Source organism: Nocardioides sp. S5-5 (assembly GCF_054954065.1).
In genome coordinates, this window is the sequence record NZ_CP199913.1 from 3,766,405 (window position 1) to 3,791,648 (window position 25,244).

Consider the following 25,244-nt stretch of genomic DNA (forward strand, 5'->3'; position numbering starts at 1 on the left):
AGGCCGGACCCTGGACGGCGGCGCTCAGGCCCGGATACGGCGCCTGCGCCCTCCCACGGCCAGGGCGGCACCCACGAGCACCAGCAGCAGGCCGAGAGCCAGGTGCCACGGTCGGTACGGCGCCCCGGCGTTCGGCAGGCCTCCCCCGTTGGCGACCTCGTTGCCGGACACGGCGTCGAAGTCGTTGACCACCCGCACCGACGCCTGGCCCGGACCCGTCGTCGGCGTGAGGTCGACGGCGATCGTCGCCTTCTTCGACCTGGTCGACTGACCCGCGACGCTGGCCGTCATCGTGGTCGACGACGCCCCGCCGTCCTTGGTCTCGGTCAGGGTGCAGGCCGCGCTCGACGGCAGCTCCTGGTACGACGCCCGGTAGCCGTTGCCGCGCGAGAGGACCCGCTCGGCGCCGCCGGGCACCTCGAAGGCGACCCGCTGGCCGTCCACGACCCAGGTGCAGGACAGCGCGACCCGGAACGGGCCCTTGGCCCCGGCCGTGGTGTCGCCGACGATCTTCTTGATCACCTCGAGCGAGGTGAGGCGGAAGGTGTTGGTCGCCGTCACCGCCACGTGGCTCAGACCGCCCTGCTGGTCCGGCGCCGGGACCACGACCGTGCCGTCGGCCGGCGCGAGCGCCGTCGAGGTCGCGCCGCCGGCGCCGGTCTCGCTGACCGCGCACGACGTGCCGATCGCGAACGGCCCCACGGTCCGCGACTCCCCGGCCGCGAGCCGGATCGTCTCGTCGTACGGCGTCTGGCCCCGGTAGGTGCAGCGCACCTGGAAGGTGAAGCTGCCGGTGCCCCAGCGCGCGGCGCCGTCGCCGTCGACCTTCTTCTCCACGGTGACCGTGCCCGCGTCGTAGGCGTTGGTGATCTCGACCTCGGCCGGCTCGGTGCCGGGCGTGACCGTCGCGGAGCCGTCTGCGTGGTCGACCAGGTTGTCGCCGGTCACGACGATCTGGTCGGCGAAGTACCGGTCGGTCTCGGTGACCACGCAGTCCGCGCCCACCGGGATGGTGTCGGCCGGGGCGGTGAAGGTCTCGCCGTCACGCAGCGTGAACTCCAGCTCGGTCGTGCCGGAGCCGTCGAAGGTGACGTCCTCGCCGGTGATCGACGTGCAGCTCAGGGTGAAGGTGAACGGCCCGAACGTCGTGCCGGTCGCCTGGGTCTGCACCCGCTTGGTCACCGACAGACCGGTGAACTGGTAGTCGTTGGTGATCGTGGCGGTGCCCGCGACGTCGGTGACGGGGATCGTCACCGGCGTGCCCGCGCGCGAGGTCTCCCCGAACGTGCCGACCGGGCCCTGCTCGGTGAAGGTGCAGGAGCTGCCGTGGGCGCTGATCGGGATGCCGTCGATACGCGCGGTCAGCTGGTCGGCCTCACGCAGCTCGACCACCGCGCCGGCGCCGAGGTCGAGCGCGACCCCGCCGGCCTCGCAGGTCACGTCGACCCGGAAGGTGCTCGGCGCATAGCCGGCCGCCGGCCCGGTCACCTGCTTGGCGATCTCGACCGATCCAGTCCGCAGGTGGACGCCGACCCGGTTCGGCGCGATCTTCTTGAAGACGTTCTCCCCGCTGTACTTGAACTTGATGCCGTGCTGGTTCCACGCCACCAGGTCCTGCGCCGGCACGTCCCGCTCCACGCCGCTCGGGTCGTCGTCGGAGGCGAGCACGTTGAGCGTCGAGAAGTTCACGTCGACCGCCTGGCCGGCGCGCAGCGAGCCCGCGGTCGTCGACCGGAAGTCGAGGTGGATGCGGATGCCGGTCACCTTCGACCAGTCGGTGCCGGCGTCGGCGACCGACCAGCTCTCGCCGTTCTGCTCGCAGACGGGCTGGGTCGCGAGATCGGTCCAGGTGCCGACGCAGGCACCGGGGCTGGTCGTGACCTCGACGATCTGCGTCGTGCCCGCGGGAGCGGAGACCTGCAGCGAGCCGGCCACCAGCTGGGGTCGGTACGCCGAGCCGCGCTGCCCGCCCGACACCAGCTGCCGGTCGTCGCGGACCGGGAGCTGGTCGAAGACGGTCATCTCGTCGACGTTCACGGTGCCGGCGTTGACGCTGTGGAGCACCCAGTCGTCGGTGCCGTCGACCTCACTGTTGGCGACACAGGGCGAGCGGTAGTAGGACCCGCCGGTCGCGGCCAGGCTCGGCGCGCACACTGCGGCCGGGTTGCCCGGCTGGCTGGCGCCGGCGAGCGAGCCGCGCACGCCCTTGACCGTGTAGAGGTTGGGCCCGGCGATCGTGCCGACGTAGTCGGACGTACCGCAGGTGTGCGCATCCTGTGCCCAGTCACCGGTGAGCGGGCCCCCCGGCTCGGTGTTGCGGCACGCCGCCAGGGTCTCCTCGGTGCGCACCGTCATCGTGTTGGTCGCGGTCTGGCCGGTCCCGAGGCCGGGCTGCAGCTCGAGGTACAGCCGGATCCGGAACACCTCGCCGGGACGCATCTGCGCGCCGTCGGCGGGCCAGGTGAACAGGAGCACGGAGCCGCCCGACTCGGGCGTCACCGTCACCTGGTCCGACAGGGTGCCGGCCGGATCGGCGGTGAACTCCGGAACCGGCGAGCCGGTGTAGAGCAGCTCCGGCGGCAGCACGTCGCGCAGCTCGGTCAGCGTCAGGAACCCGGTGCCGGTGTTCTTGACGGTGAGGTCGAACGGGACGCTGTCGCCGACCGACGCGAGGCGGTTGCCGTCGTTGGTCAGCTTGTGGACCGCGATCTCACGGGTGCCGGGCGAGAGCTCGACCTGTGCGGTCTTGTCCTTGTGCTGCGAGTCGTTGCCGTCGGGCCGCGTCGTCCACGACGTCTGCGTGTTCGGCACGGTTCCGGTGAACTCCACCGGGTCGCCCGAGTCGCGGTAGGTGTCGCGCAGCTGCACGGTGAACTTCGCGGTGGCCGACCAGTTCGGCGCCGGCACGGTGGCGGAGAGCAGCTTGCCGTCGGCACGGGTGAAGGTGAACCGGATGCCCTGGACGTCGGCGTCCGCGACCGCCGGCAAGACCACCGAGCCGGAGGGCGACGGCGACCCGTCGATCCACTGCGTGCCGTCGTAGAGGTCGACCTGGACCCGGTCCGCGCCGGCGGGCAGCGTCAGCGCGCCGAGGCCGGTGAACCGGAAGGTGTTCCAGAAGTCGGGCGACTTGGCCTGGTCCTCGATGATCACGCGCTGCGGCGAGAGCGTGCTGCGCGGGCTGCTGCCCTGGTCGGCGCCCAGCGTGACCGTGACCGGTACGTCCGGGTTCGGCTGGTTGATCAGGGTCGGGTCCACCGACTTGGTCGGCGTGATGTTGACGATGCCTCCGGTCAGCACGGCCTTCGCGTCGGCGACGTCGCCGGTGGCCACGCCCGGGCTGGTGACCGGGTCGTAGGACTGGGCGAAGACCCGGTTGACCACGTCGAGCGTGTCACCGGCACGCAGCACCTGGTCGGCGCCCGTGCTCCGCAGCGTCGGCCGCAGCCGGGTCTGCAGGGTGATCGTCAGGTCGTTGTCCTGGGTGATCGTGCCGCCCGAGGTCGCCGGGCTGGTCGGCTGGAAGGTCACACTGATCCCGACGACCGTGCCCGGACTGGAGACACCGGCGTTGACGGCCGCGGCCGTGGTCTGCTCGGCGGTGTAGACGTGGGTGCCCGGGTCGTACCGCAGCAGCCACACGACGCTCGCCGCGAGGTCGACCTGCCCGGGGCGGCTGGCCGCGATGGTCACGCCGGTCAGGTCGAAGCGCTCGAACGGGTTCGGGCGCGATGCGTCGCCGAGGTGGTCGGCGCCGAGGTCGAACGGGTTCGCCCGCGCCCCGGTCGCGTCGGCGGCGCTCTGGCAGGCCGGCAGCGTGGTGTCGGTGCAGGCAGCCGGGTCCGTGAGCCGGACGTACGACGCCCGCGCGGTCGAGCCGTTGTGCCCGCTCAGCGTCCAGGTGGCCGTCGGGTAGTCGCCCGGAGCGGTGCCGACCGGCGGCACGTGGATCGCCGCGGTGGGCGTGACCGCCTTGGTCACCGCGACGCCCGGGTCCGGGTCGAGGATCTGGATGGTGTCGGCGTCGGTGTCGGTGACCGCCGGGCCGGTGGCCGGGGTGCCCGCGATCTCGACGTCGTTCTCGACCAGGCCCTGGTCGGCGGTGTTGTAGTCGCGGTCCTCGACGACGAAGGCACCGGCGAAGCGGGTCTTGTCACGCACCTGCCAGACCAGCGAGAACCGCCGGTCGGTGCTGCCCGCGCCGACCCCGGTCCCCGGGTCCGGAGCGAACGGGTCGAACGCGTTGCCCGGCTGCTGCGCCGCCTGGCGGGCGGTGGTGTCGGCCGCGGTCTCGGCGAGCGTGATCCGCACGCCGAGCGTGGAGGCGCGCTGCGGGTCGCTCAGCTGGTAGCCCTTGAACCCGCGGCTGCCGTCCATCCACGAGCCGCCCGGAGCCGGCACCACGGTCCAGCCGCTGCCGTCGTACAGAGCGACCTGGGTGACGGTGTCATAGCGCAGGTACCAGCCGCTGGTGTACGGCGTGGAGCTCGCCGCGACCGGCTCGATCCGGACCAGGTCGAAGGCGTCGTAGACCGTCTCGGCGACCGGCGTGGTGGCCGGGTCGACACCGTCGGTGATGACCACGGGCGTGTGGCCGGCGCCGACGTTCCAGTCGAGGTGGGTGGTCGCGCGGTCGCTCGACTGCGCGTCGACGGCCGCCTCGACCCAGGTCTTGCGGATCTCGACGCCGTCGCCGGGACCGCCGTCGTCGGTGACGACGGTGCCGGTCCCGGTGTCGCCGTCCTCGTCGTGGAGCGGGGCGCCGCCGGCGGACTCGCCGTCGGCCTCGACCGTCGCGGAGTTGACGTACGGCGTGGGCCGGTCCGGTCCGGACGTGATCGCGCCGCCGCCGCGGAGGTCGCCGCGCGCCTCGAACTCGATGTTCGGGGTCACGGTGGTGTCGCTCGGGAAGCCGGCGTCGTTGTGGAACGAGAACCGGATGCCCTGGACGTCGTCGGCGTCGAGCCCGAGAGCGCCGAGCGCCGCCGCCGTCGCGGCGGCGTCGAGGCGCAGCACGGAGGCAGCCGCCTGCGGGCCATGCACGACGAGGGTGTGCCAGGCACCGGTGGTGTCTTGCACCTCGACGGTCAGCTCGGTGCCCGCGGGCACCTGGGTCGGGGCGATCGAGACCAGGTCGAAGGCGTCCCAGAACTCGGCGCTGCCGCTGCCGACGACGTCCTCGACCACGATGTCGTGGACCAGGGCGCCGTCGCCGTGCGCGACCGCGTTGGCCTGCAGCGAGGAGATCACCGAGTCGCCGGGCTCGACGGCGGCCGAGGGCCGCACGGTCTTGGTCAGGCTGGTGCTGATCGCCGGGTCGACGATCCGCAGCGTGTCGCTGTCGGTGTCGGTGTCGGTGAGGCCGTTGCTCGCCCGGACGTCGGCGTCGACGCGGTTGGTCAGCGTCACCTCGGGCACGCCGCCGGTGGCGTCCTCGGTGGTGTCGATGTCGAAGCTGGCGCCACCGGACTCGTTGGCCTGGATCGGCCCGGTCCACTCGATGTCGAAGCCGGAGATCTTCCCCGACGGCGGCGCGGGCGTCTGGCCGCTCGTCACGACCACGGTCTGGGTGCCGCCCACGAGCAGGTGGTAGGTCACGGTCGCCTCGGTGGCGGCCGCGGGCCAGGTCAGCGGCGCGGTGAAGCCACCGAAGGTGACCTCCGCGGTGAAGAAGTTGCGGTCCTGCAGGCCCAGCGAGGTCACCGGCACGGCACCGTTGGTGCCGCTGATCGTGGCCGACGCGTCCTGGCCGGCGGTGATGCTGCTCGGCGAGATGTCCTTGTTGGCCTCGACGGCCGGGATCGCCGGGCGCACGACGTACGACGCCGTGGCGTCGTCGGTCACCGTCGGCTGGCCGCTCAGGGCGGCGCTGCCGGTGGCGACGTTGTCGACCCGGTGCTCGGCGGTCGACAGGTCGCTGTCGTCATTGCGGTGCGTGGCGCGCTGCGCGAGCCCGAGGTCCGCCTGGATCTCGGTGCCGGGCGCGATCTCGCCGAGGCAGGTGATCCGGATGCCGCCCACCTGGGCGTTGCTCACGCCGGCGGGCAGGGCCAGCGGGCCGCCCGCGGGCGCCTCGCTGCCCTGCGCCCAGCCCCAGGTGCCCGCCGTGCGGACGTAGGCGTCGACGCGGACCGTGTCGCAGCCGGTCGGGAGATCGACGTCGCCGAAGCCGGTGAAGTCGGTGATCGTGAACGGGTTGCTCGCGTCGAGCGTGGCGGCGCCGTCCGGCGCGGCCTTCGGCTCCTGGACGGTGAGCCGGTCGACCGCGACGTTGCCGGTGTTGCGGATGCCGACGCCGATGGTCGAGGCCGCGCCCGGCTCGAAGGACTGGCTGGCGGGATGCCAGGTCTTGGTGACGTTCGCGCCCATCGTGATCGGCACGTCGACATTGATCGTGGCCGAGCTCTGCTTGGTGGTGGCGTTGCTCGCCGACACCCGGGCGGTGTTGACGATGTCGGGGCTACGACCCGGCGGGTAGTCGTCGGGGACCTTGAGCGAGATCGAGATCGTGTAGGTCGTACCGGCCCGCAGACCGGTGCCCACCGGCTGGACGGTCGCCTGGTCCAGGTCCACGCTCAGGGACGTGCCGGCCACGACCGTCGCCGGCGGCGTCGACCCGCCACCCGGCTGCCAGGTCACCGTCCGCGGCACCGTGGCGGCGTTCGGGCTGAACGACACGTTCTGGATCGGGAAGCCGACCAGCTCGTCGGGCAGCTCGTCGACCACCTGGGCGTCCAGGCAGTCGTCCTCGGAGCAGCGCACCTGGATCAGGTACGTGAACGTCTGCCCCGGCTTCGGCTCGGCCTGGTCGACCGTCTTGTCGATCTGCAGCGAGTCGGGGGCACCCGCCGACGGCGGCACCACCGCCACCAGCCCGATCATCCCCACCAGCATCGCCAAGGCCGCTCCGGCCCAGCGACGACGGATCCCATCCTGCTTCGGACGCACTCCAGCCACCGTTCTCACACTCCCTCTCCACGGAGGACACTAGGGAGCGCGAGCGGCGGTTCGTGCCGGAACCGGGACAGGAGTTGCCTAGATCACGGACACCGGTATCAGATCTGGGAACAGGCAGGGCGACGCGCCGTCACTCGCCGCCGTAGGGCACGCCGAGTGCCTCGAGCCGGGCCCGGCCGCCGTCCTCGGCGGTGAGCACCCACACGCCGTTCTCGGTCAGCGCGAAGCTGTGCTCGTAGTGCGCCGCCCAGCTGCCGTCGGTTGTGACGACGGTCCACTCGTCGGCGGCCACGTCGCTGTCGTGGGTGCCGAGGGTGACCATCGGCTCGACGGCCAGCGCGGTGCCCCGGCGCAGTCGCGGCCCGCGGCCGGCGCGACCCTCGTTGGGCACGTCGGGCTCCATGTGCATCGCGGTGCCGATGCCGTGGCCGGTGTAGCCGTCGACGATGCCGTAGTCCCCCTGGCCGCGGACGTACGCCGCCACGGCGTGCGAGATGTCGCCGACCCGGCCGCCGACGCGGGCCGCGGCCAGGCCGCGCCACAGCGCCTCCTCGGTGACCCGCATCAGCTCGGCCACCTCGTCGCGCACGGCGCCGACGGCCACCGTGACCGCGGCGTCGCCGTGCCAGCCCTGGCCGGAGTCGTCGAAGACGATCGCGCCGCAGTCGATGGAGATCGCGTCGCCCTCGGCCAGCACCCGGGGCCCGGGGACGCCGTGGACCACCTCGTCGTTGACGGAGGCGCAGATGCTCGCCGGGAACGGCGGCTCGCCGTACCCGAGGAAGGACGGGACCGCACCCTGGTCGCGGATGGTCCGCTCCGCGAGCGCGTCCAGCTCGGCGGTCGTGACTCCGGGACGGACCGCCTCACGCAGCAGCGCGAGCGTGCGACCGACCACCAGGCCGGCCGCCCGCATCACGCGGACCTGCTCCGGCGTCTTGAGCTCGATCCGGTGCTGGTCGAAGAACACGTCAGGACTGTGGCACGGAGTCCAGCGCGTCGAAGATCCGCTGCTGGACCTGGTCGATCTCGCCCATGCCGTCGACCGAGACCACCAGACCCCGCTCGGCGTAGACCGCGATCAGCGGCTCGGTCTCCTCGGCGTAGACCTCGAGGCGGCGCCGGATGACGTCCTCGGTGTCGTCGGCACGCCCCTCGATCTCGGCCCGCTTCAGCAGCCGGCCGACGACCGCCTCCTGGTCGACGGTCAGGCAGAGCACGGCGTCGAGCCGGTGGCCGGTCGCGCCGATCATGCTGTCGAGCTCGGTGACCTGCGCCAGGGTGCGCGGGTAGCCGTCGAGCAGGAAGCCCTTGTCGGCGTCCGGCTCGGCGATCCGGTCGCGCACCATGTTGTTGGTGACCTCGTCGGGGACGTACTCGCCGGCGTCCATGTAGCGCTTCGCCTCGACGCCGAGCGGGGTGCCCTGCCCGACGTTCGCGCGGAAGATGTCGCCGGTGGAGATGGCCGGGACGCCGAAGTGCTCGGCGACGGCCTTCGCCTGGGTGCCCTTGCCGGCACCCGGCGGGCCCATGATCAGAAGCCTCAACGCAGGAATCCTTCGTAGTTGCGCTGCTGGAGCTGGCTCTCGATCTGCTTCACCGTGTCGAGCGCGACGCCGACCATGATCAGGATGGACGTGCCACCGAACGGGAAGTTCTGGTTGGCGTTGATCAGCACGAACGCGATCAGCGGTACGAGCGAGATCAGACCCAGGTAGAGAGCCCCCGGCAGCGTGATGCGGGACAGGACGTAGGACAGGTAGTCCTGGGTCGGCTTGCCCGCCCGGATCCCGGGGATGAAGCCGCCGTACTTCTTCATGTTGTCGGCCACCTCTTGCGGGTTGAAGGTGATCGACACGTAGAAGTAGGTGAAGAAGATGATCAGCAGGAAGTATGCCGCCATGTGGATCGGGTGGCCCTGGTCGACGAGGTACTCGTTGACCCACCGGATGATCTGGTTGGGGTTCTCCTGGTTGAACTGGACCGCCATCGCCGGCAGGTAGAGCAGCGACGAGGCGAAGATGACCGGGATGATGCCGGCCTGGTTGACCTTGAGCGGGATGTACGTCGAGCTGCCGCCGAACATCTTGCGACCCACCATCCGGCGGGCGTACTGCACCGGGATCCGGCGCTGTGCCTGCTCGATGAAGATGACCGCGGCCACCAGCACCAGGCCGATCGCGACCACGACGCCGAAGGTCCACCAGCCCTGGCTGATCTTGACCTGCCACAGCGCGGTCGGGAAGGTCGCGACCACCTGGGTGAAGATCAGGATCGACATGCCGTTGCCGACGCCGCGCTCGGTGATCAGCTCGCCGAGCCACATGATGACGGCCGTGCCGGCGGTCATGGTCACGACCATGACGAGGAAGGTCTTGGTGTCGTTGCTGTGGAGCAACGGGTACTGCGAACTGTCACAGCCCTGCAGCAGGTTGCCGGTGCGCGCGAGCGCGACGATGCCGGTGGCCTGCAGGACCGCGAGGCCCAGGGTGAGGTAGCGGGTGTACTGCGTGATCTTCGTCTGACCGGCCTGGCCCTCCTTCTTGAGGGCCTCGAGCCGCGGGATCACCACGACGAGCAGCTGCAAGATGATGCTCGCGGTGATGTACGGCATGATGCCGAGCGCGAAGACCGTCAGCTGGAGGAGCGCGCCACCGGAGAACAGGTTGACCAGGCTGTAGAGGCTGGCGTTGCTGCCTTCCTCGACCACCTTGATGCACTTCTCCACGTTGGAGACATGCACACCGGGTGCCGGGATCTGGGAACCGGCCCTGAAGATGACGATGATCAACAGGACGAACAGCAGCTTGCGCCGCAGGTCCGGGGTCCGGAAGGCGTTCACGAACGCGGTGAGCACGCGGGTCCTCTTCTCTCATCGCTGGCCTTGTGGCCAGCGGGAAGCCTAACAGGGGACACACAGCCGCCAGCGGGTACGCCCGGCAGGCCGTGGAGACGACGCGAGGGGCGCGACGGGCCCCCGGGCTGACACCCAGGACCGACGCGCCCCTCGCAGCGCCATCACAGGACCGTGACGGTCCCGCCGGCGCTCTCGATCTTCTCCTTGGCCGAGGTGGAGAACGCGTTCGCGCTCACCGACACCTTGACCGTCAGGTCACCCTGGCCGAGCACCTTGACCGGCTCGCCCTTGCGGACGGCGCCCTTGGCGACCAGCGTCTCCGGGGTGACGTCGCCGCCCTCGGGGAACAGCGCGCTGATCCGGTCGAGGTTGACGACCTGGAAGGTCACCTTGAAGGGGTTCTTGAAGCCCTTGAGCTTCGGCAGCCGCATGTGCAGCGGCATCTGGCCACCCTCGAACGCGACCGGGACCTGGTAGCGGGCCTTGGTGCCCTTCGTGCCACGACCGGCGGTCTTGCCCTTGGAGCCCTCACCACGACCCACGCGGGTCTTGGCGGTCTTCGCACCCGGCGCCGGGCGCAGGTGGTGCAGCTTGAGCGTCATAGTCACTCGCCTCCGACGACCTCGACCGTCACCAGGTGACGGACGGTGTGGACCATGCCCCGGATCTCGGGACGGTCCTCCTTGATCACGACGTCGCCGATCCGCTTGAGGCCGAGGCTGCGCAGCGTCTCGCGCTGGTTGGCCTTGGTGCCGATCTTCGACTTGGTCTGCTGGACCTTCAGCTGTGCCATCAGAGCGACACCGCCTCGGGAGCCGAGGTCTTGGCGGCAGCCGCAGCGGCCTCGCCCTCGGCCTTGGCCTTGAGCAGCGCCGCCGGGGCGACGTGCTCGACCGGCAGACCACGACGCGCGGCCACCGACTCGGGCTGCTCCAGCATCTGGAGCGCCGCGACGGTCGCATGCACGATGTTGATCTGGTTGGACGAGCCCAGCGACTTGCTGAGCACGTCGTGGATGCCGGCGCACTCGAGAACCGCGCGCACCGGGCCACCTGCGATCACACCGGTACCGGGAGCGGCCGGGCGCAGGAACACCACGCCGGCGGCCTTCTCGCCCTGGACCGGGTGCGGGATCGTGCCCTGGACGCGGGGGACGCGGAAGAAGTTCTTCTTCGCCTCCTCGACGCCCTTGGCGATCGCCGCGGGAACTTCCTTGGCCTTGCCGTAGCCGACGCCCACCAGGCCGTCGCCGTCACCGACGATCACCAGGGCGGTGAAGCTGAAGCGACGACCGCCCTTCACGACCTTGGCGACGCGGTTGATGGCGACGACGCGCTCGACGTACTGGCTCTTCTCGGCACCGCCGCGACCGCCGTCGCGGCCACCACGGCCGCCACGGTCGCCGCCCGAACGCTGTCCGCGCTGGGGTCCGCTCATGATCTCTCCTCAGTCCTGTTCGCGGTCAGAAGGTCAGGCCGCCCTCGCGGGCGCCGTCTGCCAGGGCCGCGATGCGACCGTGATACTTGTTGCCGGACCGGTCGAAGACGACCGACTCGACGCCCTGCTCCTTGGCGCGGGCGGCGACGAGCTCGCCGACCTTCTTCGCCTTGGCCGTCTTGTCGCCGTCGAAGGCGCGCAGGTCGCCCTCGAGAGACGAGGCCGACACGAGCGTCTTGCCGACGAGGTCGTCGACGACCTGGGCGGTGATGTGCTTGCTCGACCTCGTGACCACCAGCCGCGGACGCGCGGCGGTGCCGGAGATCTTCTTGCGACCGCGGATCTGGCGGCGCAGCTTGGAGCTGGCGCGAGCCGAGAGGTTCCGCTGGTGCTTGAGGGTGATCGCCATGGTCACTTACCAGCCTTTCCGACCTTGCGACGGACCTGCTCGCCGGCGTAACGGACGCCCTTGCCCTTGTAGGGCTCGGGCTTGCGGAGCTTGCGGATGTTGGCGGCGACCTCGCCGACCAGCTGCTTGTCGATGCCGACGACGCCGAGCCTGGTCGGGCCGTCCACCGTGAAGGTGATGCCCTCGGGGGCGTCGAAGATGATCGGGTGCGAGTAGCCGAGCTGGAACTCCAGCTGGGTCGGGCCCTTGGACAGGACGCGGTAGCCGACGCCCACGATCTCGAGCTTCTTCTCGTAGCCCTCGGTGACACCGACGACCATGTTGTTGATGAGCGTCCGGGACAGGCCGTGGTAGGCCTTGGACTGGCGCTCGTCGTCGGGGCGCTTGACGTCGAGGACGCCCTCGCCCTTCTCGACCGTGATCGGGGCGACCACGGTGTGGCTCAGGGTGCCCTTGGGGCCCTTCACCGTGACGACGGGGCCGTCCACCTGGACGTCGACGCCCGCGGGGACCGGGACGGGGAGCTTGCCGATGCGCGACATGTTCTTCTCTCTCCTTCCCTTGTCACCAGACGTAGGCGAGGACTTCCCCACCCACGCCCTTCTGGTTGGCCTGGCGGTCGGTCAGCAGACCCTGGCTGGTCGAGATGATCGCCACGCCCAGGCCGCCAAGAACCTTCGGCAGACCGGTGTGCTTGGCGTACACCCGCAGGCCGGGCTTGCTGATGCGACGCACGCCGGCGAGCGAGCGCTCACGGTTGCGGCCGTACTTGAGGGTCACGGTCAGCAGCTTGCCGACGCCGTTCTCGTTGTCGGCGACGGCGTAGGAGGTGATGTAGCCCTCCTGCTTGAGGATCTCCGCGACGCCTTCCTTGAGCTTGCTGTACGGCATGGTCACCGCGTCGTGGTACGCCTGGTTGGCGTTGCGCAGACGCGTGAGCATGTCTGCGATCGGGTCAGTCATCGTCATGATGTGTGTTCTTTCTGCTGTGGTTTCCACTCAGCTACTCGGGCGAGTGGACCTGCAACGGTTGGGTGTTACCAGCTCGACTTGGTGACGCCGGGCAGCTCGCCGCGGTGGGCCATCTCCCGCAGGCAGATCCGGCACAGGCCGAACTTGCGGTAGACCGCCTTGGGCCGGCCGCACCGCTGGCAGCGGGTGTAGCCGCGCACCGCGAACTTGGGCTTGCGAGCCGCCTTGACCTTGAGCGCAGTCTTCGCCATGTCAGTTCTCCTTGAACGGGAAGCCGAGCTGCTTCAGCAGCGCGCGCCCCTGCTCGTCGTTGGTCGCCGTGGTGACGATGGTGATGTCCATGCCCCGCTGGCGGTCGACCTTGTCCTGGTCGATCTCGTGGAACATGACCTGCTCGGTCAGGCCGAACGTGTAGTTGCCGCGGCCGTCGAACTGCTTGGGCGAGAGACCGCGGAAGTCGCGGATGCGCGGGAGGGCGAGCGCCAGCAGGCGGTCGAGGAACTCCCACATCCGGTCACCCCGCAGGGTGACGTGCGTGCCGATCGGCATGCCCTCGCGCAGCTTGAACTGGGCGATGGACTTGCGCGCCTTGGTCACGGCCGGCTTCTGGCCGGTGATCGCGGTCAGGTCGCGGATCGCGCCCTCGATCAGCTTCGAGTCGCGGGCGGCCTCGCCGACACCCATGTTGACCACGATCTTGACCAGACCGGGGACCTGCATGACGTTGGCGATCTCGAACTCGGACTTGAGCGCCGGGAGGATCTCCTCGCGGTACTTGGTCTTGAGCCGAGGGGTGACCTTCTCGATGGTGGTCTCGCTCATCTCAGATCTCCTTCCCGGTCTTGCGGGAGACGCGCACGCTGCGCGTCGAGCTGTACTCGGAGCCGTCGGGGCGGCGCTTGGTGACGTCGACCCGCTTGTAGCCGACCTTGGTCACGCCGTCGCCCTCGACCAGCATCACGTTGGACACGTGGATCGGGGCCTCGGTGGTGATGATGCCGCCGGTGTTGCCGGAGCGCCCACCCTGGTCGACGACCTTGGTGTGCTTCTTGATCCGGTTGACACCCTCGACGATCACGCGCTCCTCCTCACGGAGGACCTTGATGATCTTGCCCTCGGCGCCCTTGTCCTTGCCGGCGATGACCTTGACGGTGTCGCCCTTCTTGACGCGCAGGTGGGGCTTCTTGCGGTTCTGCTCGGACTTCTTGCGAGCGCTGCGAATGAACTTGCTGGCCATCACAGCACCTCCGGCGCGAGCGAGATGATCTTCATGAACTTCTTCTCCCGCAGCTCACGGCCCACGGGGCCGAAGATGCGGGTGCCGCGCGGCTCGCCGTCGTTCTTGAGGATCACCGCCGCGTTCTCGTCGAAGCGGATGTACGAGCCGTCGGGGCGGCGGCGCTCCTTGACGGTGCGCACGACGACGGCCTTGACGACCTCGCCCTTCTTGACGTTGCCGCCGGGAATGGCGTCCTTGACGGTGGCGACGATGACGTCGCCGATCCCGGCGTAGCGACGACCGGAGCCGCCGAGCACGCGGATGCAAAGGATCTCCTTGGCACCGGTGTTGTCGGCGACCTTGAGTCGCGACTCCTGCTGAATCATCGATTTCTCCTGGTTGTCGTGCCGGTTCTCAGAGCCTCACCCATGACGAGAGTGGGCTGAGCCTGGCCGAACGTGTGGACTACTTGGCGCGCTCGAGGATCTCCACCACGCGCCAGCGCTTGGTGGCCGACAGCGGGCGGGTCTCCATGATGAGGACACGGTCGCCGACGCCGCAGTCGTTCTGCTCGTCGTGGGCCTTGAGCCGCGTGTTGCGGCGCATGACCTTGCCGTACAGGGCGTGCTTGACGCGGTCCTCGACGGACACGACCACGGTCTTGTCCATCTTGTCGCTGACCACGAGGCCCTCGCGGGTCTTGCGGGCGTTGCGCTGAGTGGTCTCGTTGGACGCGGAGCCGTTGGACTCAGTGCTCATCAGTTCTCCTCTTCCGTTCCCGGGGCGGTCCGGATGCCGAGCTCGCGCTCACGCACCACGGTGTAGATCCGGGCGATGTCCTTCTTGACCGTGCGCAGCCGACCGTGGCTCTCGAGCTGGCCGGTGGCCGCCTGGAAGCGGAGGTTGAACAGCTCCTCCTTGGCCTCGCGCAGCTTGGCCTCGAGGTCGACGTCGTTGAGCTCGTCCAGCTCGTGGGCGCGGATGACGCTCGCCATCAGAACTCACCGGCCTCTCGCGTGATGAAACGGGCCTTCATGGGCAGCTTGTGGATCGCACGGCGCATGGCCTCACGGGCGATGTCCTCCGGGACGCCGGAGAGCTCGAACATGACGCGGCCGGGCTTGACGTTGGCGACCCACCACTCGGGCGAGCCCTTGCCGGAGCCCATGCGGGTCTCGGCGGGCTTCTTGGTGAGCGGGCGGTCCGGGTAGATGTTGATCCAGACCTTTCCGCCACGCTTGATGTGACGGGTCATCGCGATACGGGCCGACTCGATCTGCCGGTTGGTGACGTACGCACCCTCCAGCGCCTGGATACCGAAGTCACCGAACGCGAGCGACGTACCGCCCTTGGCAGCACCCGACCGCTTGGGGTGGTGCTGCTTGCGGTGCTTGACGCGACGCGGCATCAACATGGTCAGGACTCCGTTCCGGTGCTGGGCTCGGCAGCCGGCGCGGCCTCCGGGCTGCTCTCCGCGGCGGGAGCGGCAGCCTCGGCGTTGCGGTCCGAGCGGTTCGGGCGGTCGCCGCGCGACCCACGGGTCGGCCGGTCGCCACCACGGCTGGGGCGGCCACCGCGACCGGGGACGCCGGCGCGGGCGGCAGCCTGGGCCTGGCGCTCGGCACGGGTGCCGGCGACCTCGCCCTTGTAGATCCAGACCTTCACGCCGATCCGGCCGAAGGTCGTGCGGGCCTCGTAGAAGCCGTAGTCGATGTCGGCACGCAGCGTGTGCAGCGGGACGCGGCCCTCGCGGTAGAACTCGGTGCGCGACATCTCGGCGCCGTTGAGGCGGCCCGAGCACTGGATCCGGATGCCCTTGGCACCGGAGCGCATCGAGGTCTGCATGGCCTTGCGCATCGCGCGGCGGAACTGCACGCGGCCCGACAGCTGCTCGGCGACACCCTGCGCGACCAGCTGCGCGTCGATCTCGGGGTTCTTGACCTCGAGGATGTTCAGCTGGACCTGCTTGCCGGTGAGCTTCTCGAGCTCGCCGCGGATCCGGTCGGCCTCGGCGCCACGGCGACCGATGACGATGCCCGGCCGCGCGGTGTGGATGTCCACGCGGACCCGGTCTCGGGTGCGCTCGATCTCGACCTTGGCGATGCCGGCCCGCTCCATGCCCTTGCTGAGCAGCTTGCGGATCGCGACGTCCTCGCCGACGTAGGACTTGTACAGCTTGTCGGCGTACCAACGCGACTTGTGGTCGGTCGAGATGCCGAGGCGGAAGCCGTTCGGGTTGATCTTCTGGCCCATTACTTCTTGCCCTTCTTCCCCGAGACGACGTCGGCCGGCTGGACCGCGATGGTGATGTGGCTGGTGCGCTTGTTGATCCGGGTGGCCCGGCCCTGCGCACGCGGACGCCAGCGCTTCATCGTCGGACCCTCGTCGACCCGCGCGACCGAGACGACCAGGTCACCGGTGGCCAGGCCCTCGGTGGTCGCGGCGTTCGCGACGGCGCTCTGCAGCACCTTGGAGACGGTCTCGGAGGCCGACTGCGGCGCGAACTGCAGCAGGGTCAGCGCCTCGTCGGCGGGCAGACCGCGGACCAGGTCGATGACACGGCGCGCCTTCATCGGGGTGATCCGCACGAAGCGGGCGGTCGCGAAGGCGCCGGGCTCGTCGCCCAGCAGCGACTCGCGACGCGCGCTGGTGCGGTGACGCTCAGTGGTGCTCATCGACGGCGTCCCTTCCGGTCTTCCTTGACGTGGCCGCGGTAGGTGCGGGTCGGCGCGAACTCACCGAGCTTGTGGCCGACCATGGAGTCGGACACGAAGACCGGGACGTGCTTGCGACCGTCGTGGACCGCGATGGTGTGGCCGATCATCGAGGGGATGATCATCGACCGGCGCGACCAGGTCTTGATGACGTTGTGGGTGCCCTTCTCGTTCTCGGCGTCCACCTTCTTGAGCAGGTGGCCGTCGACGAAGGGGCCCTTCTTCAGGCTGCGAGGCATCTCTGACGTTCCTTCAGCGCTTGTTCTTGCCGGACTTGCGGCGTCGGATGATCTGGGAGTCGCTGGCCTTGCGCTTGCGCGTACGGCCCTCGGGCTTGCCCCACGGCGAGACCGGGTGACGACCACCGGACGTCTTGCCCTCACCACCACCGTGCGGGTGGTCGACCGGGTTCATGACCACACCACGGACGGTCGGGCGCTTGCCCTTCCAGCGCATCCGGCCGGCCTTGCCCCAGTTGATGTTCGACTGCTCGGCGTTGCCGACCTCGCCGATCGTGGCGCGGCAGCGCACGTCGACGTAGCGCATCTCGCCCGAGGGCAGACGCAGGGTGGCACGCGAGCCCTCACGGGCGACGAGCTGCGCGCTGTTGCCGGCCGAGCGGGCCAGCTTGGCGCCGCCGCCGGGACGCAGCTCCACACAGTGGATCGTCGTACCGACGGGGATGTTGCGCAGCGGCAGGTTGTTGCCCGGCTTGATGTCGGCGCCGACGCCCGACTCGACCCGCATGCCCTGCGTCAGGTCCTTCGGCGCCACGATGTAGCGCTTCTCGCCGTCGGCGTAGTGCAGCAGCGCGATGCGCGCGGTGCGGTTCGGGTCGTACTCGATGTGGGCGACCTTGGCCGGCACGCCGTCCTTGTCGTAGCGACGGAAGTCGATGATGCGGTAGGCACGCTTGTGACCGCCACCGTGGTGCCGCGTGGTGATCCGGCCCTGGTTGTTGCGACCGCCCTTCTTGGGCAGCGGGCGGGTCAGCGACTTCTCGGGCGTGGTCCGGGTGATCTCGGCGAAGTCGGCCACCGAGGAGCCACGACGGCCCGGGGTGGTCGGCTTGTACTTGCGGATAGCCATGTCAGATTCCTCTACCTGGCCCGGTCAGGAGACCGGACCTCCGAAGATGTCGATGCGGTGACCGTCGGCCAGGCTCACGATGGCGCGCTTGGTGTCTTTGCGCTTGCCGAGGCCGTTGCGGGTGCGGCGGACCTTGCCCGGACGGTTGAGCGTGTTCACGCCAGTGACCTTGACGCCGAAGATCTTCTCCACGGCGATCTTGATCTCGGTCTTGTTGGCGTCCGGGTGCACCAGGAAGGTGTACTTGTTGGCGTCGAGGAGGCTGTAGCTCTTCTCCGACACCACGGGCGCGATCAGGACGTCGCGGTGGTCCTTGTGCAGGGTGCTCATCAGTTGCTCTCCTCCTCGGCGCCCGTGTCGTTGCCACCGACGAGGCGGTCGAACGCGGCCTTGCTGAACACCACGTCGTCGCTCACGAGGACGTCGCGGGTGTTGAGCTGGTCGACCGCCACGATGTGCACCTCGGGCGCGTTGCGCAGCGAGAGCCAGGTGAGGCTGTCGGCGCGCTCCAGCACGACGAGGAACTTGCGGCGGGTGGTCAGCTCGAAGAGCGAGGCGAGCGCGGCCTTGGTCGACGGCTTGTCGCCCGCGACGAGACCCTCGACGACGTGGATCCGCTCGTTGCGGGCCCGGTCGGAGAGGGCGCTGCGCAGGGCGGCGGCCTTCATCTTCTTGGGGGTGCGCTGGCTGTAGTCACGCGGCTGCGGGCCGTGGACGACGCCACCGCCGGCGAACTGCGGCGCCCGGGTCGAGCCCTGGCGGGCGCGGCCGGTGCCCTTCTGCTTGTAGGGCTTCTTGCCACCGCCGCGGACCTCGCCGCGACGCTTGGTGGCGTGGGTGCCCTGACGCGCAGCCGCCTGCTGGGCGACGACGACCTGGTGGATCAGCGGGATGTTGACCTCGACACCGAAGATCTCGGCGGGCAGGTCGACAGAGACGACGGAAACGGTCTTCGCGGCATCATTCACGGTGCTCAGCCCTTCTTCGCAGCCGTGCGGAGAACGACGAGGCCGCCCTTGGGGCCAGGAACGGCGCCCTTGATCAGGACGATGCCCTTCTCGACGTCGACGGCGTGGACGGTGACGTTCTGGGTGGTGACGGTGTCGGTACCCATCCGGCCGGCCATGCGCAGACCCTTGAACACGCGGCCGGGGGTGGCGCACGCGCCGATCGAGCCCGGCTTGCGGTGGTTGCGGTGGGCACCGTGGGAGGCGCTGACGCCGGCGAAGCCGTGACGCTTCATGACACCGGCGAAGCCCTTGCCCTTGCTGGTGCCGGTCACGTCGATGACCTGGCCGGCCTCGAACGTGTCGACGGGGAGCTCCTGGCCGACGGTGTACTCGCTGGCGTCCGCGGTGCGGATCTCGACGACGTGACGGCGCGGGGTCGTACCGGCCTTGGCGAAGTGACCCGCCTGCGGCTTGTTGACCTTGCGGCCCTCGATCTCGCCGAAGCCGATCTGGATGGCGTTGTAGCCATCGGGCTGGGGCTGGCGGACCTGGGTCACGACGTTGGTGCCGGCGGCGACCACGGTGACCGGGATGACCCGGTTGTTCTCGTCCCAGAGCTGGGTCATGCCGAGCTTGGTGCCCAGCAGGCCCTTCACGTTGCGCTCGATGGTCATAATGTCTCGATCTCCCCCGACCTAGAGCTTGATCTCGATGTCGACACCGGCCGGCAGGTCGAGGCGCATGAGGCTGTCGACCGTCTTCGGCGTGGGGTCGATGATGTCGATGAGCCGCTTGTGGGTGCGCATCTCGAAGTGCTCGCGCGAGTCCTTGTACTTGTGCGGCGAGCGGATGACACAGAAGACGTTCTTCTCGGTCGGCAGCGGCACCGGGCCGGCGACCTTCGCACCCGTCCGGGTGACCGTGTCCACGATCTTGCGCGCCGAGGTGTCGATCACCTCGTGGTCATAGGCCTTGAGCCTGATGCGGATCTTCTGTCCCGCCATAGGTCTCTCTCGTCCTTACTCGTCGTACGACTCTGGGTCCTTCAGCTCCGACCCCCGCGGTCGGGCGTGTCGCACCTTGCTTCAGGCACACACGTCTTCCCTCGGGGAAGTGGAGCTGTTGTTCTTGGCTGCCTCGGGCCTCCCGGGCGTGCGGTGCGAGCTGATGTCGACGACCGGCACACGCTCCACGCGGCTCGGATCGGCAGGGCCGACCACTCCGCAGGGGAGACACGATTCAGTAGTCAAGACTGGCGCGCACCCCGACGACCTGTCCGGGGCAACCGGAACATCTTGGCAGAGTTCGCGGGGCGCACCAAATTGCGAAGGCCGCTGCCTTCGCGACGGCGTCTCCCCCGGTTTTCCGCAGGACCCGGATGCAAGGATGAGCCGCATGACCGACGGGCCCTCGCAGCAGTACCCGCCCCCGGGTGCGCCGGCGCCGGCCGACCCGGTCCCGCCCGGCGCCGCCGGGCCGTCGTTCCCGCCGCCGGGAGCGGCTCCGGCAGCGGCGCCGACGACCGGCTGGGCGCCGTACCCGACCGGTCCGGGGCCCGGTCCCGCGGCCGGGCTGATGCTCGGCGCGGCCCACAAGCCCGGCGCGCTCCCCCTGCGCCCGCTCAACCTCGGCAACATCTACGACGCCGCGTTCCGGATCATCCGGTTCAACCCGAAGGCCACCGTCGGCGCCGCGGTGATGGTCACGGCCGTGGCCATGCTGATCCCGGTGCTGGTGACCCTGGTGATCTCGCTGACGATCGGGATCGCGGCCGACGCTTCGGGCGAGGTCGACCCGGACGCCTCGGTGGCCGAGCTGCTCGGCACGCTGGCGGCCTACGGCTCGCTGCTGCTGTCGGTGGCGATCGCCCAGGTCGGCGTGGTGTTCGTGACCGGCATGGTCGCCCACGTGACCCGGGCCGCGGCGGTCGGCCGCCGGCTCGGGCTCGCCGAGGCATGGGCGGCGACCCGCGGGAAGCGCTGGCGCCTGCTCGGGCTTACCTTGATCCTCAACCTGACCTTCCTGGCGATGCTCGTGGTCTACGCGCTGCTGTGGGTGGTCGTCGTCGAGCTCAGCAGCGGTCCGTGGCCGGTCGTGGCGTGGGGCCTGGTGAGCGTCCCGGCGTTCGTCGCGCTGTGCTGCTGGCTGTGGATCCGCTACTACTACCTGCCGGTGCCGGCACTGATGCTGGAGCCGGTCGGCGTCTTCGGCGCGATCGGGCGCGGCTGGCAGCTGAGCGCGCGGCAGTTCTGGCGCACGTTCGGCATCGCGCTGCTCACGATGCTGATCGCCCAGTTCGCCGGCGGCCTGCTGTCGTTCCCGGTCAGCATCGTCGGCAACATCGTGGCGCTGGCGGTGCCGGAGTACGCCGTGCTCGCGCTGATCCTGACCCAGGCCGTGGCGCTGGTCATCCAGAACGCCTTCGTCGCGCCGTTCCTCGCGGCCGTCACGTCGGTGCAGTACGTCGACCTCCGGATGCGCAAGGAGGCCTTCGACGTGGAGCTGATGCGGGAGGCGGGGATCGTCCCCGCATGATCCCGGCGCTCGCTCTCGTCCGCCTCGACCCGCCGCTCGACCCGAGTGGCGACGAGGCGCGTCGCCAGCTGCGCCGCGAGCTGGTCCGGCCCGAGTACTACCAAGACGACGTCGTCGGCCGGCTCACCCGCTGGCTCGACCGGCTGATCTCCAGCACGGTCGACGCCGCCTCCGGGTCCTCGGGGCTGGCCACGGCGGCCGCGATCCTGGTCGTGCTGCTGATCGTGGCCGGCGTGCTGTTCCTGGCCAGCCGCGCCCGTCGTACGGCGACCGGCCGGGTCGCGCACGCCCCCGCCCTCACCGACGAGGTGGTGAGCGCCGAGCAGCTGCGGGCCCGGGCCGAGGCGGCGCTGGCCGCCGGCGACGTCGCGGCGGCCCTGGTCGACGCCTACCGAGCGGCGGCGGTGCGGCAGGTCGAGCGCGGCCGGATCGAGGACCTGCCCCAGGCCACGGCCCACGAGCTGGCCGACGCGCTGGTGGCCGTCTTCCCCGAGCACCGCGGGGCAGTGCTGCGCGGCGCCGACCTCTTCGACGGCGTGCTCTACGGCGAGCGGCCGGCCACGACCGCGCAGGCCGCCGAGCTGCTGGCGCTCGACGACGCCCTGGCCGGCCGGGCGGTGCGCCGATGACCCGGGTGCGGGTGTCACGGACGCAGCTCGCGGTCGCGGCGGCCATCGTGCTCGCGCTGCTGGTGGCGGTATGGACCACGCGCGGCGCGGAGAAGTACCCGGGCGACGCCGACCCGCGCAACCCGGGCCCCGACGGCGCCCAGGCGCTGGCCGAGGTGCTGGCCGATCAGGGCGTCGACGTCACCATCGCCCGCTCGGCCGACGCGTTCGACGAGGCGACGGTCGACGACGAGACCACGGTCGTGGTGAGCGGCACCGAGCAGCTGGCGGCGAGCACGCTCGAGCGGATGCGCGCCCACGCCTCCGCGGCGGCGCGGACCGTGCTCGTCGAGCCGGACTTCGCGATCGTCAACCAGATCGACGCCGAGCTGGGCCTGCTCACCGTGTCCGCCGACAAGGATCACGCGGTCGACGCCCGCTGCCCCGGCGACATCGCGGGCGTCGACCTCGACGGACTGCGCGTCGAGGTGGACCGCGCGACGTCGTACACCGGCGCGGGGTGCTTCCCGGTCGACGACCGGGCGCTGGTGCGGACCGTCGGCGGGCTGGTCCTGTTCGGCGCCGGGCAGGCACTGACCAACGACCAGGTCACCCGCGCCGACAACGCGGCGGTGGGGCTGCGGCTGCTCGGGCAGGAGCCGCGGCTGGTCTGGTACGTCCCCGACGCGACGGACGCCGTCTCCGACGACGCCGTCACGATCGGCAGCCTGCTGCCCGAGTGGATCGGGCCCGCGCTGTGGGTCGTGGCCCTCGCGGGCCTCGCGCTGCTGCTGTGGCGTGTGCGCCGGCTCGGGCCGCTCTCGACCGAGCCGCTGCCGGTCGTGGTCCGCGCGGTCGAGACCGCGCGCAGCCGCGGCCGGATGTACCGCCGCAGCGGCGACCGCGACCACGCCGCCCGCGCGCTGCGCCGCGCCGCCCGCGCCGACATCGCCCACCGGCTGCGGCTGGACCGCGCCGCCCCGGCGCCGGCGGTGATCGAGGCGGCCGCGCGCCACCTCGACGCCCCCGTCGAGGCCGTGGCCACGCTGCTCGACGACGCCCACCCGCCCCCGGCGACCGACCCGGACCTGGTCCGGCTCGCGCAGGACCTGGCCCGACTGAGGAGAGAGGTACGACGCTCATGACCCAGACCACCCACGAGGCCGACGTCCGCGAACGGCTGCTCGCCGTGCGCCAGGAGGTCGCCAAGGCCGTGGTCGGCCAGGACGCGGCCGTGTCCGGGCTGCTCGTCGCGCTGCTCTGCGGCGGCCACGTGCTGATGGAGGGCGTGCCCGGTACGGCCAAGACCCTGCTGGTGCGCACCTTGGCCCAGAGCCTCGACGTGCAGACCCGCCGGGTGCAGTTCACCCCCGACCTGATGCCGGGCGACATCACGGGCTCGCTGGTCATCGACTCCGCCGGCGGCGGCGAGCTCAGCTTCCGTGAGGGCCCGATCTTCACCAACCTGCTGCTCGCCGACGAGATCAACCGGACGCCCCCGAAGACCCAGTCGGCACTGCTGGAGGCGATGGAGGAGGGCCAGGTGTCGGCCGACGGCGTGACCCGGCCGCTGCCGCGCCCGTTCCTGGTCGCCGCCACCCAGAACCCGGTCGAGTTCGAGGGCACCTACCCGCTGCCCGAGGCCCAGCTCGACCGGTTCCTGCTCAAGGTCGTGCTCCCCGTGCCGCCGCGCGAGGACGAGATCACCATCCTCACCCGGCACGCCGCCGGCTTCGACCCGCGCGACGTGGCCGGCGCCGGGGTGCGCCCCGTGGCCGGCGTCGCCGACCTCGAGGCCGGCCAGGCGGCGGTGCGGAAGGTGCAGGTCTCGCCCGAGGTGGCGTCGTACATCGTCGACATCGCGCGCGCCACCCGCCAGTCCCCGTCGCTGTCGCTGGGCGTGAGCCCGCGCGGCGCGACCGCGCTGCTGCGGGCCGCGCGGGCGTGGGCGTGGCTGTCGGGCCGCGACTTCGTGACGCCCGACGACGTGAAGGCGCTCGCGCAGGCGTCCCTGGCCCACCGTCTCGGCGTGCGCGCCGAGGCCGAGCTCGACGGCGTCGACGTCACCCAGGTGCTGGCGTCCGCGATCGCGTCCGTCCCGGTCCCGCGCTGACCTGATGGCGATCTCCGGCCGGGTACCGCTGCTGCTCCTCCTGGGAGTGGGGGCGGTCGTGCTGCGCCCGCAGGCCGGCACGGTCTGGCTGTGGCTGCTCGGAGTGCTGCTGCTGGTCGCCCTCGACCGGCTGCTCACCCCCTCCCCCGCGCTCGCCACGATCACCCGGCGCCCGCCGGGCTCGGTCCGCCTCGGCGACCCGGCGTCGTCCGATCTCGTCGTCGCCGCGACCGGCCGCCGCCTCCACCTTCACGTCCGCGACGCCTGGCAGCCCTCGGCCGGCGCCCGCGACAACCGGTTCCGGCTGCGTCTGGTCGCCGGCGATCAGCGGCGGTTGACCACGCCGCTGCTCCCCCGGCGCCGCGGCGACCTGCGCGCCGCCGGCGTCACGGTCCGGTCGTGGGGACCGCTCGGCCTGGTCGCCCGGCAGCGGACCTACGACGTGCCCGGCGCGGTCCGGGCGCTGCCGCCGTTCGACTCCCGCAAGCACCTGCCCTCCCGGCTGGCGCGGCTGCGCGACCTCGACGGGCGGGCCGCCGTGCGGGTGCGGGGGCAGGGCACGGAGTTCGATTCGCTGCGCGAGTACGTCCGCGGCGACGACGTGCGCTCCATCGACTGGCGCGCCTCGGCCCGCAACGCCCACGTCGTGGTCCGCACCTGGCAGCCCGAGCGGGACCGCCGGGTGGTGCTGGTCCTCGACACCGCCCGTACGTCGGCCGGTCGGGTCGCCCGCGTCGCCGGCGAGCCCGAGACCGACGGCATGCCGCGTCTCGACGCCGCCATGGACTCCGCCCTGCTGCTGGCAGCCCTCGCCTCACGGGCCGGCGACCGGGTCGACTTCGTCGCCGGCGACCGTCGGGTGCGGGCCCGGCAGCGGCTGCACGGCGCCCGCGACGTCGCGCTGCGCCTGCAGGAGCAGATGGCCGACCTGGACCCGGTCCTGGTCGAGGCCGACTGGGATCTGCTGGCCGGCGCCGTCCAGGGCTTCGGGCGCCAGCGCGCCCTCGTCGTCCTGCTCACCGCGCTCGAGCCCTCCGCGATCGCCGACGGACTGCTGCCCGTGCTGCCGGTCCTCACCCGCCACCACCGCGTGGTGATCGCCTCGGTCCGCGATCCCGAGCTCACCCGGCTGGCCACGCTCGCCGACGACGCGGCCGGTTCGACGGCGCCCACCGCCGACGACGTCTACGCCGCCGCGGCCGCCGCCCACGAGCTGCACCGTCGTGAGCGCACCCGCGCCATGCTGGTGCGGCTCGGTGTCGACGTCGTCGACGCCGACGCGGGCGAGCTGCCGCCGGCCCTGGCCGACCACTACCTGGCCCTGAAGGCCCAAGGCCTGCTGTAGGGCGGTGCGACGCGGGCCGGGAACCACAGGGGGCCGGTC

At 71.0% G+C, this 25,244-nt stretch carries 30 protein-coding genes; 5 read left to right on the forward strand and 25 right to left on the reverse strand.

Going from position 1 to position 25,244, the window contains the following annotated elements:
• Nucleotides 1-24: 24 nt before the first annotated feature.
• From ACUP6Y_RS18105 to rpsJ, 25 genes are all read right to left on the reverse strand, one after another.
• Nucleotides 25-6,948, reverse strand: coding sequence for a DUF5979 domain-containing protein (locus ACUP6Y_RS18105; protein WP_462552232.1), 6,924 nt, complete (start codon nt 6,946-6,948; stop codon nt 25-27).
• A gap of 139 nt (nt 6,949-7,087) precedes the next feature.
• Nucleotides 7,088-7,927: a type I methionyl aminopeptidase gene (gene map, locus ACUP6Y_RS18110; RefSeq protein ID WP_462552234.1), complete on the reverse strand. Its 840-nt coding sequence runs from the start codon at nt 7,925-7,927 to the stop codon at nt 7,088-7,090.
• Between the two features lies 1 nt (nt 7,928).
• Complete coding sequence (locus tag ACUP6Y_RS18115; RefSeq protein ID WP_462552236.1) at nt 7,929-8,504, reverse strand: adenylate kinase; 576 nt, start codon at nt 8,502-8,504, stop codon at nt 7,929-7,931.
• Complete coding sequence (gene secY, locus ACUP6Y_RS18120; RefSeq protein ID WP_462552238.1) at nt 8,501-9,814, reverse strand: preprotein translocase subunit SecY; 1,314 nt, start codon at nt 9,812-9,814, stop codon at nt 8,501-8,503. Before secY ends, ACUP6Y_RS18115 begins: the two co-directional genes overlap by 4 nt.
• Nucleotides 9,815-9,975: 161 nt before the next feature.
• A complete protein-coding gene (gene rplO / locus ACUP6Y_RS18125; RefSeq protein WP_462552240.1) occupies nt 9,976-10,416 on the reverse strand; it encodes a 50S ribosomal protein L15 in 441 nt (146 codons plus the stop codon).
• A 2-nt stretch (nt 10,417-10,418) separates the two neighbouring features.
• Entirely contained in the window at nt 10,419-10,607 is a 189-nt protein-coding gene (rpmD, locus tag ACUP6Y_RS18130; RefSeq protein WP_136436430.1) for a 50S ribosomal protein L30, read from the reverse strand.
• Nucleotides 10,607-11,251, reverse strand: coding sequence for a 30S ribosomal protein S5 (rpsE, locus tag ACUP6Y_RS18135; RefSeq protein ID WP_462552241.1), 645 nt, complete (start codon nt 11,249-11,251; stop codon nt 10,607-10,609). The genes rpmD and rpsE overlap by 1 nt, the downstream gene beginning before the upstream one ends.
• Nucleotides 11,252-11,276: 25 nt before the next feature.
• On the reverse strand, nt 11,277-11,660 hold the full coding sequence (gene rplR, locus ACUP6Y_RS18140) for a 50S ribosomal protein L18 (protein ID WP_462552242.1): 384 nt from the start codon (nt 11,658-11,660) through the stop codon (nt 11,277-11,279).
• A gap of 2 nt (nt 11,661-11,662) precedes the next feature.
• The gene (gene rplF, locus ACUP6Y_RS18145) at nt 11,663-12,202 is read right to left on the reverse strand and encodes a 50S ribosomal protein L6 (protein ID WP_462552243.1); all 540 of its coding nucleotides are present in this window, start codon (nt 12,200-12,202) and stop codon (nt 11,663-11,665) included.
• Nucleotides 12,203-12,224: 22 nt separating this feature from the next.
• Nucleotides 12,225-12,629, reverse strand: a complete 405-nt coding sequence (gene rpsH / locus ACUP6Y_RS18150) for a 30S ribosomal protein S8 (protein WP_179727418.1) — start codon at nt 12,627-12,629, stop codon at nt 12,225-12,227.
• A gap of 68 nt (nt 12,630-12,697) precedes the next feature.
• Nucleotides 12,698-12,883 (reverse strand): type Z 30S ribosomal protein S14, encoded by a 186-nt coding sequence (locus tag ACUP6Y_RS18155; protein ID WP_011757321.1) that lies wholly within the window; start codon nt 12,881-12,883, stop codon nt 12,698-12,700.
• A gap of 1 nt (nt 12,884) precedes the next feature.
• Entirely contained in the window at nt 12,885-13,454 is a 570-nt protein-coding gene (rplE, locus tag ACUP6Y_RS18160; protein ID WP_179727419.1) for a 50S ribosomal protein L5, read from the reverse strand.
• A 1-nt stretch (nt 13,455) separates the two neighbouring features.
• Complete coding sequence (rplX, locus tag ACUP6Y_RS18165; protein ID WP_462552246.1) at nt 13,456-13,869, reverse strand: 50S ribosomal protein L24; 414 nt, start codon at nt 13,867-13,869, stop codon at nt 13,456-13,458.
• On the reverse strand, nt 13,869-14,237 hold the full coding sequence (gene rplN, locus ACUP6Y_RS18170) for a 50S ribosomal protein L14 (protein ID WP_141797584.1): 369 nt from the start codon (nt 14,235-14,237) through the stop codon (nt 13,869-13,871). The genes rplX and rplN overlap by 1 nt, the downstream gene beginning before the upstream one ends.
• A gap of 79 nt (nt 14,238-14,316) precedes the next feature.
• Nucleotides 14,317-14,610, reverse strand: a complete 294-nt coding sequence (gene rpsQ, locus ACUP6Y_RS18175) for a 30S ribosomal protein S17 (protein WP_462552248.1) — start codon at nt 14,608-14,610, stop codon at nt 14,317-14,319.
• Nucleotides 14,610-14,846 carry a 50S ribosomal protein L29 gene (gene rpmC / locus ACUP6Y_RS18180; RefSeq protein ID WP_462552250.1) on the reverse strand — a complete coding sequence of 79 codons (237 nt, stop codon included), beginning with the start codon at nt 14,844-14,846 and terminating at the stop codon, nt 14,610-14,612. The genes rpsQ and rpmC overlap by 1 nt, the downstream gene beginning before the upstream one ends.
• Entirely contained in the window at nt 14,846-15,265 is a 420-nt protein-coding gene (gene rplP / locus ACUP6Y_RS18185) for a 50S ribosomal protein L16 (protein ID WP_139621514.1), read from the reverse strand. Before rplP ends, rpmC begins: the two co-directional genes overlap by 1 nt.
• Nucleotides 15,266-15,267: 2 nt before the next feature.
• Complete coding sequence (gene rpsC / locus ACUP6Y_RS18190; RefSeq protein ID WP_462552252.1) at nt 15,268-16,104, reverse strand: 30S ribosomal protein S3; 837 nt, start codon at nt 16,102-16,104, stop codon at nt 15,268-15,270.
• Nucleotides 16,104-16,526 carry a 50S ribosomal protein L22 gene (gene rplV, locus ACUP6Y_RS18195; protein ID WP_462552254.1) on the reverse strand — a complete coding sequence of 141 codons (423 nt, stop codon included), beginning with the start codon at nt 16,524-16,526 and terminating at the stop codon, nt 16,104-16,106. The genes rpsC and rplV overlap by 1 nt, the downstream gene beginning before the upstream one ends.
• The gene (gene rpsS, locus ACUP6Y_RS18200; RefSeq protein ID WP_139621517.1) at nt 16,523-16,804 is read right to left on the reverse strand and encodes a 30S ribosomal protein S19; all 282 of its coding nucleotides are present in this window, start codon (nt 16,802-16,804) and stop codon (nt 16,523-16,525) included. The genes rplV and rpsS overlap by 4 nt, the downstream gene beginning before the upstream one ends.
• A gap of 13 nt (nt 16,805-16,817) precedes the next feature.
• Entirely contained in the window at nt 16,818-17,654 is an 837-nt protein-coding gene (gene rplB, locus ACUP6Y_RS18205) for a 50S ribosomal protein L2 (RefSeq protein ID WP_141797579.1), read from the reverse strand.
• A 24-nt stretch (nt 17,655-17,678) separates the two neighbouring features.
• The gene (gene rplW / locus ACUP6Y_RS18210; RefSeq protein WP_462552257.1) at nt 17,679-17,984 is read right to left on the reverse strand and encodes a 50S ribosomal protein L23; all 306 of its coding nucleotides are present in this window, start codon (nt 17,982-17,984) and stop codon (nt 17,679-17,681) included.
• Nucleotides 17,984-18,622, reverse strand: coding sequence for a 50S ribosomal protein L4 (rplD, locus tag ACUP6Y_RS18215; protein ID WP_462552258.1), 639 nt, complete (start codon nt 18,620-18,622; stop codon nt 17,984-17,986). The genes rplW and rplD overlap by 1 nt, the downstream gene beginning before the upstream one ends.
• Nucleotides 18,623-18,627: 5 nt before the next feature.
• Nucleotides 18,628-19,278 (reverse strand): 50S ribosomal protein L3, encoded by a 651-nt coding sequence (rplC, locus tag ACUP6Y_RS18220; protein ID WP_462552259.1) that lies wholly within the window; start codon nt 19,276-19,278, stop codon nt 18,628-18,630.
• 21 nt (nt 19,279-19,299) lie between these two features.
• Nucleotides 19,300-19,608, reverse strand: coding sequence for a 30S ribosomal protein S10 (gene rpsJ / locus ACUP6Y_RS18225; protein WP_007078637.1), 309 nt, complete (start codon nt 19,606-19,608; stop codon nt 19,300-19,302).
• Nucleotides 19,609-19,999: 391 nt separating this feature from the next.
• Between rpsJ and ACUP6Y_RS18230 the strand changes: the two genes are divergently transcribed.
• Genes ACUP6Y_RS18230 through ACUP6Y_RS18250 form a run of 5 tightly spaced genes read left to right on the forward strand, consistent with a single transcriptional unit; the run spans nt 20,000 to nt 25,205 of the window.
• The gene (locus tag ACUP6Y_RS18230; RefSeq protein WP_462552260.1) at nt 20,000-21,139 is read left to right on the forward strand and encodes a hypothetical protein; all 1,140 of its coding nucleotides are present in this window, start codon (nt 20,000-20,002) and stop codon (nt 21,137-21,139) included.
• Nucleotides 21,136-21,768, forward strand: coding sequence for a DUF4129 domain-containing protein (locus ACUP6Y_RS18235; RefSeq protein ID WP_462552261.1), 633 nt, complete (start codon nt 21,136-21,138; stop codon nt 21,766-21,768). Before ACUP6Y_RS18230 ends, ACUP6Y_RS18235 begins: the two co-directional genes overlap by 4 nt.
• A gap of 11 nt (nt 21,769-21,779) precedes the next feature.
• Nucleotides 21,780-22,892, forward strand: a complete 1,113-nt coding sequence (locus ACUP6Y_RS18240; RefSeq protein ID WP_462552262.1) for a DUF4350 domain-containing protein — start codon at nt 21,780-21,782, stop codon at nt 22,890-22,892.
• Nucleotides 22,889-23,860, forward strand: coding sequence for an AAA family ATPase (locus ACUP6Y_RS18245; protein ID WP_462552263.1), 972 nt, complete (start codon nt 22,889-22,891; stop codon nt 23,858-23,860). Before ACUP6Y_RS18240 ends, ACUP6Y_RS18245 begins: the two co-directional genes overlap by 4 nt.
• 4 nt (nt 23,861-23,864) lie before the next feature.
• Nucleotides 23,865-25,205, forward strand: coding sequence for a DUF58 domain-containing protein (locus ACUP6Y_RS18250; protein WP_462552264.1), 1,341 nt, complete (start codon nt 23,865-23,867; stop codon nt 25,203-25,205).
• Nucleotides 25,206-25,244: the final 39 nt, after the last annotated feature.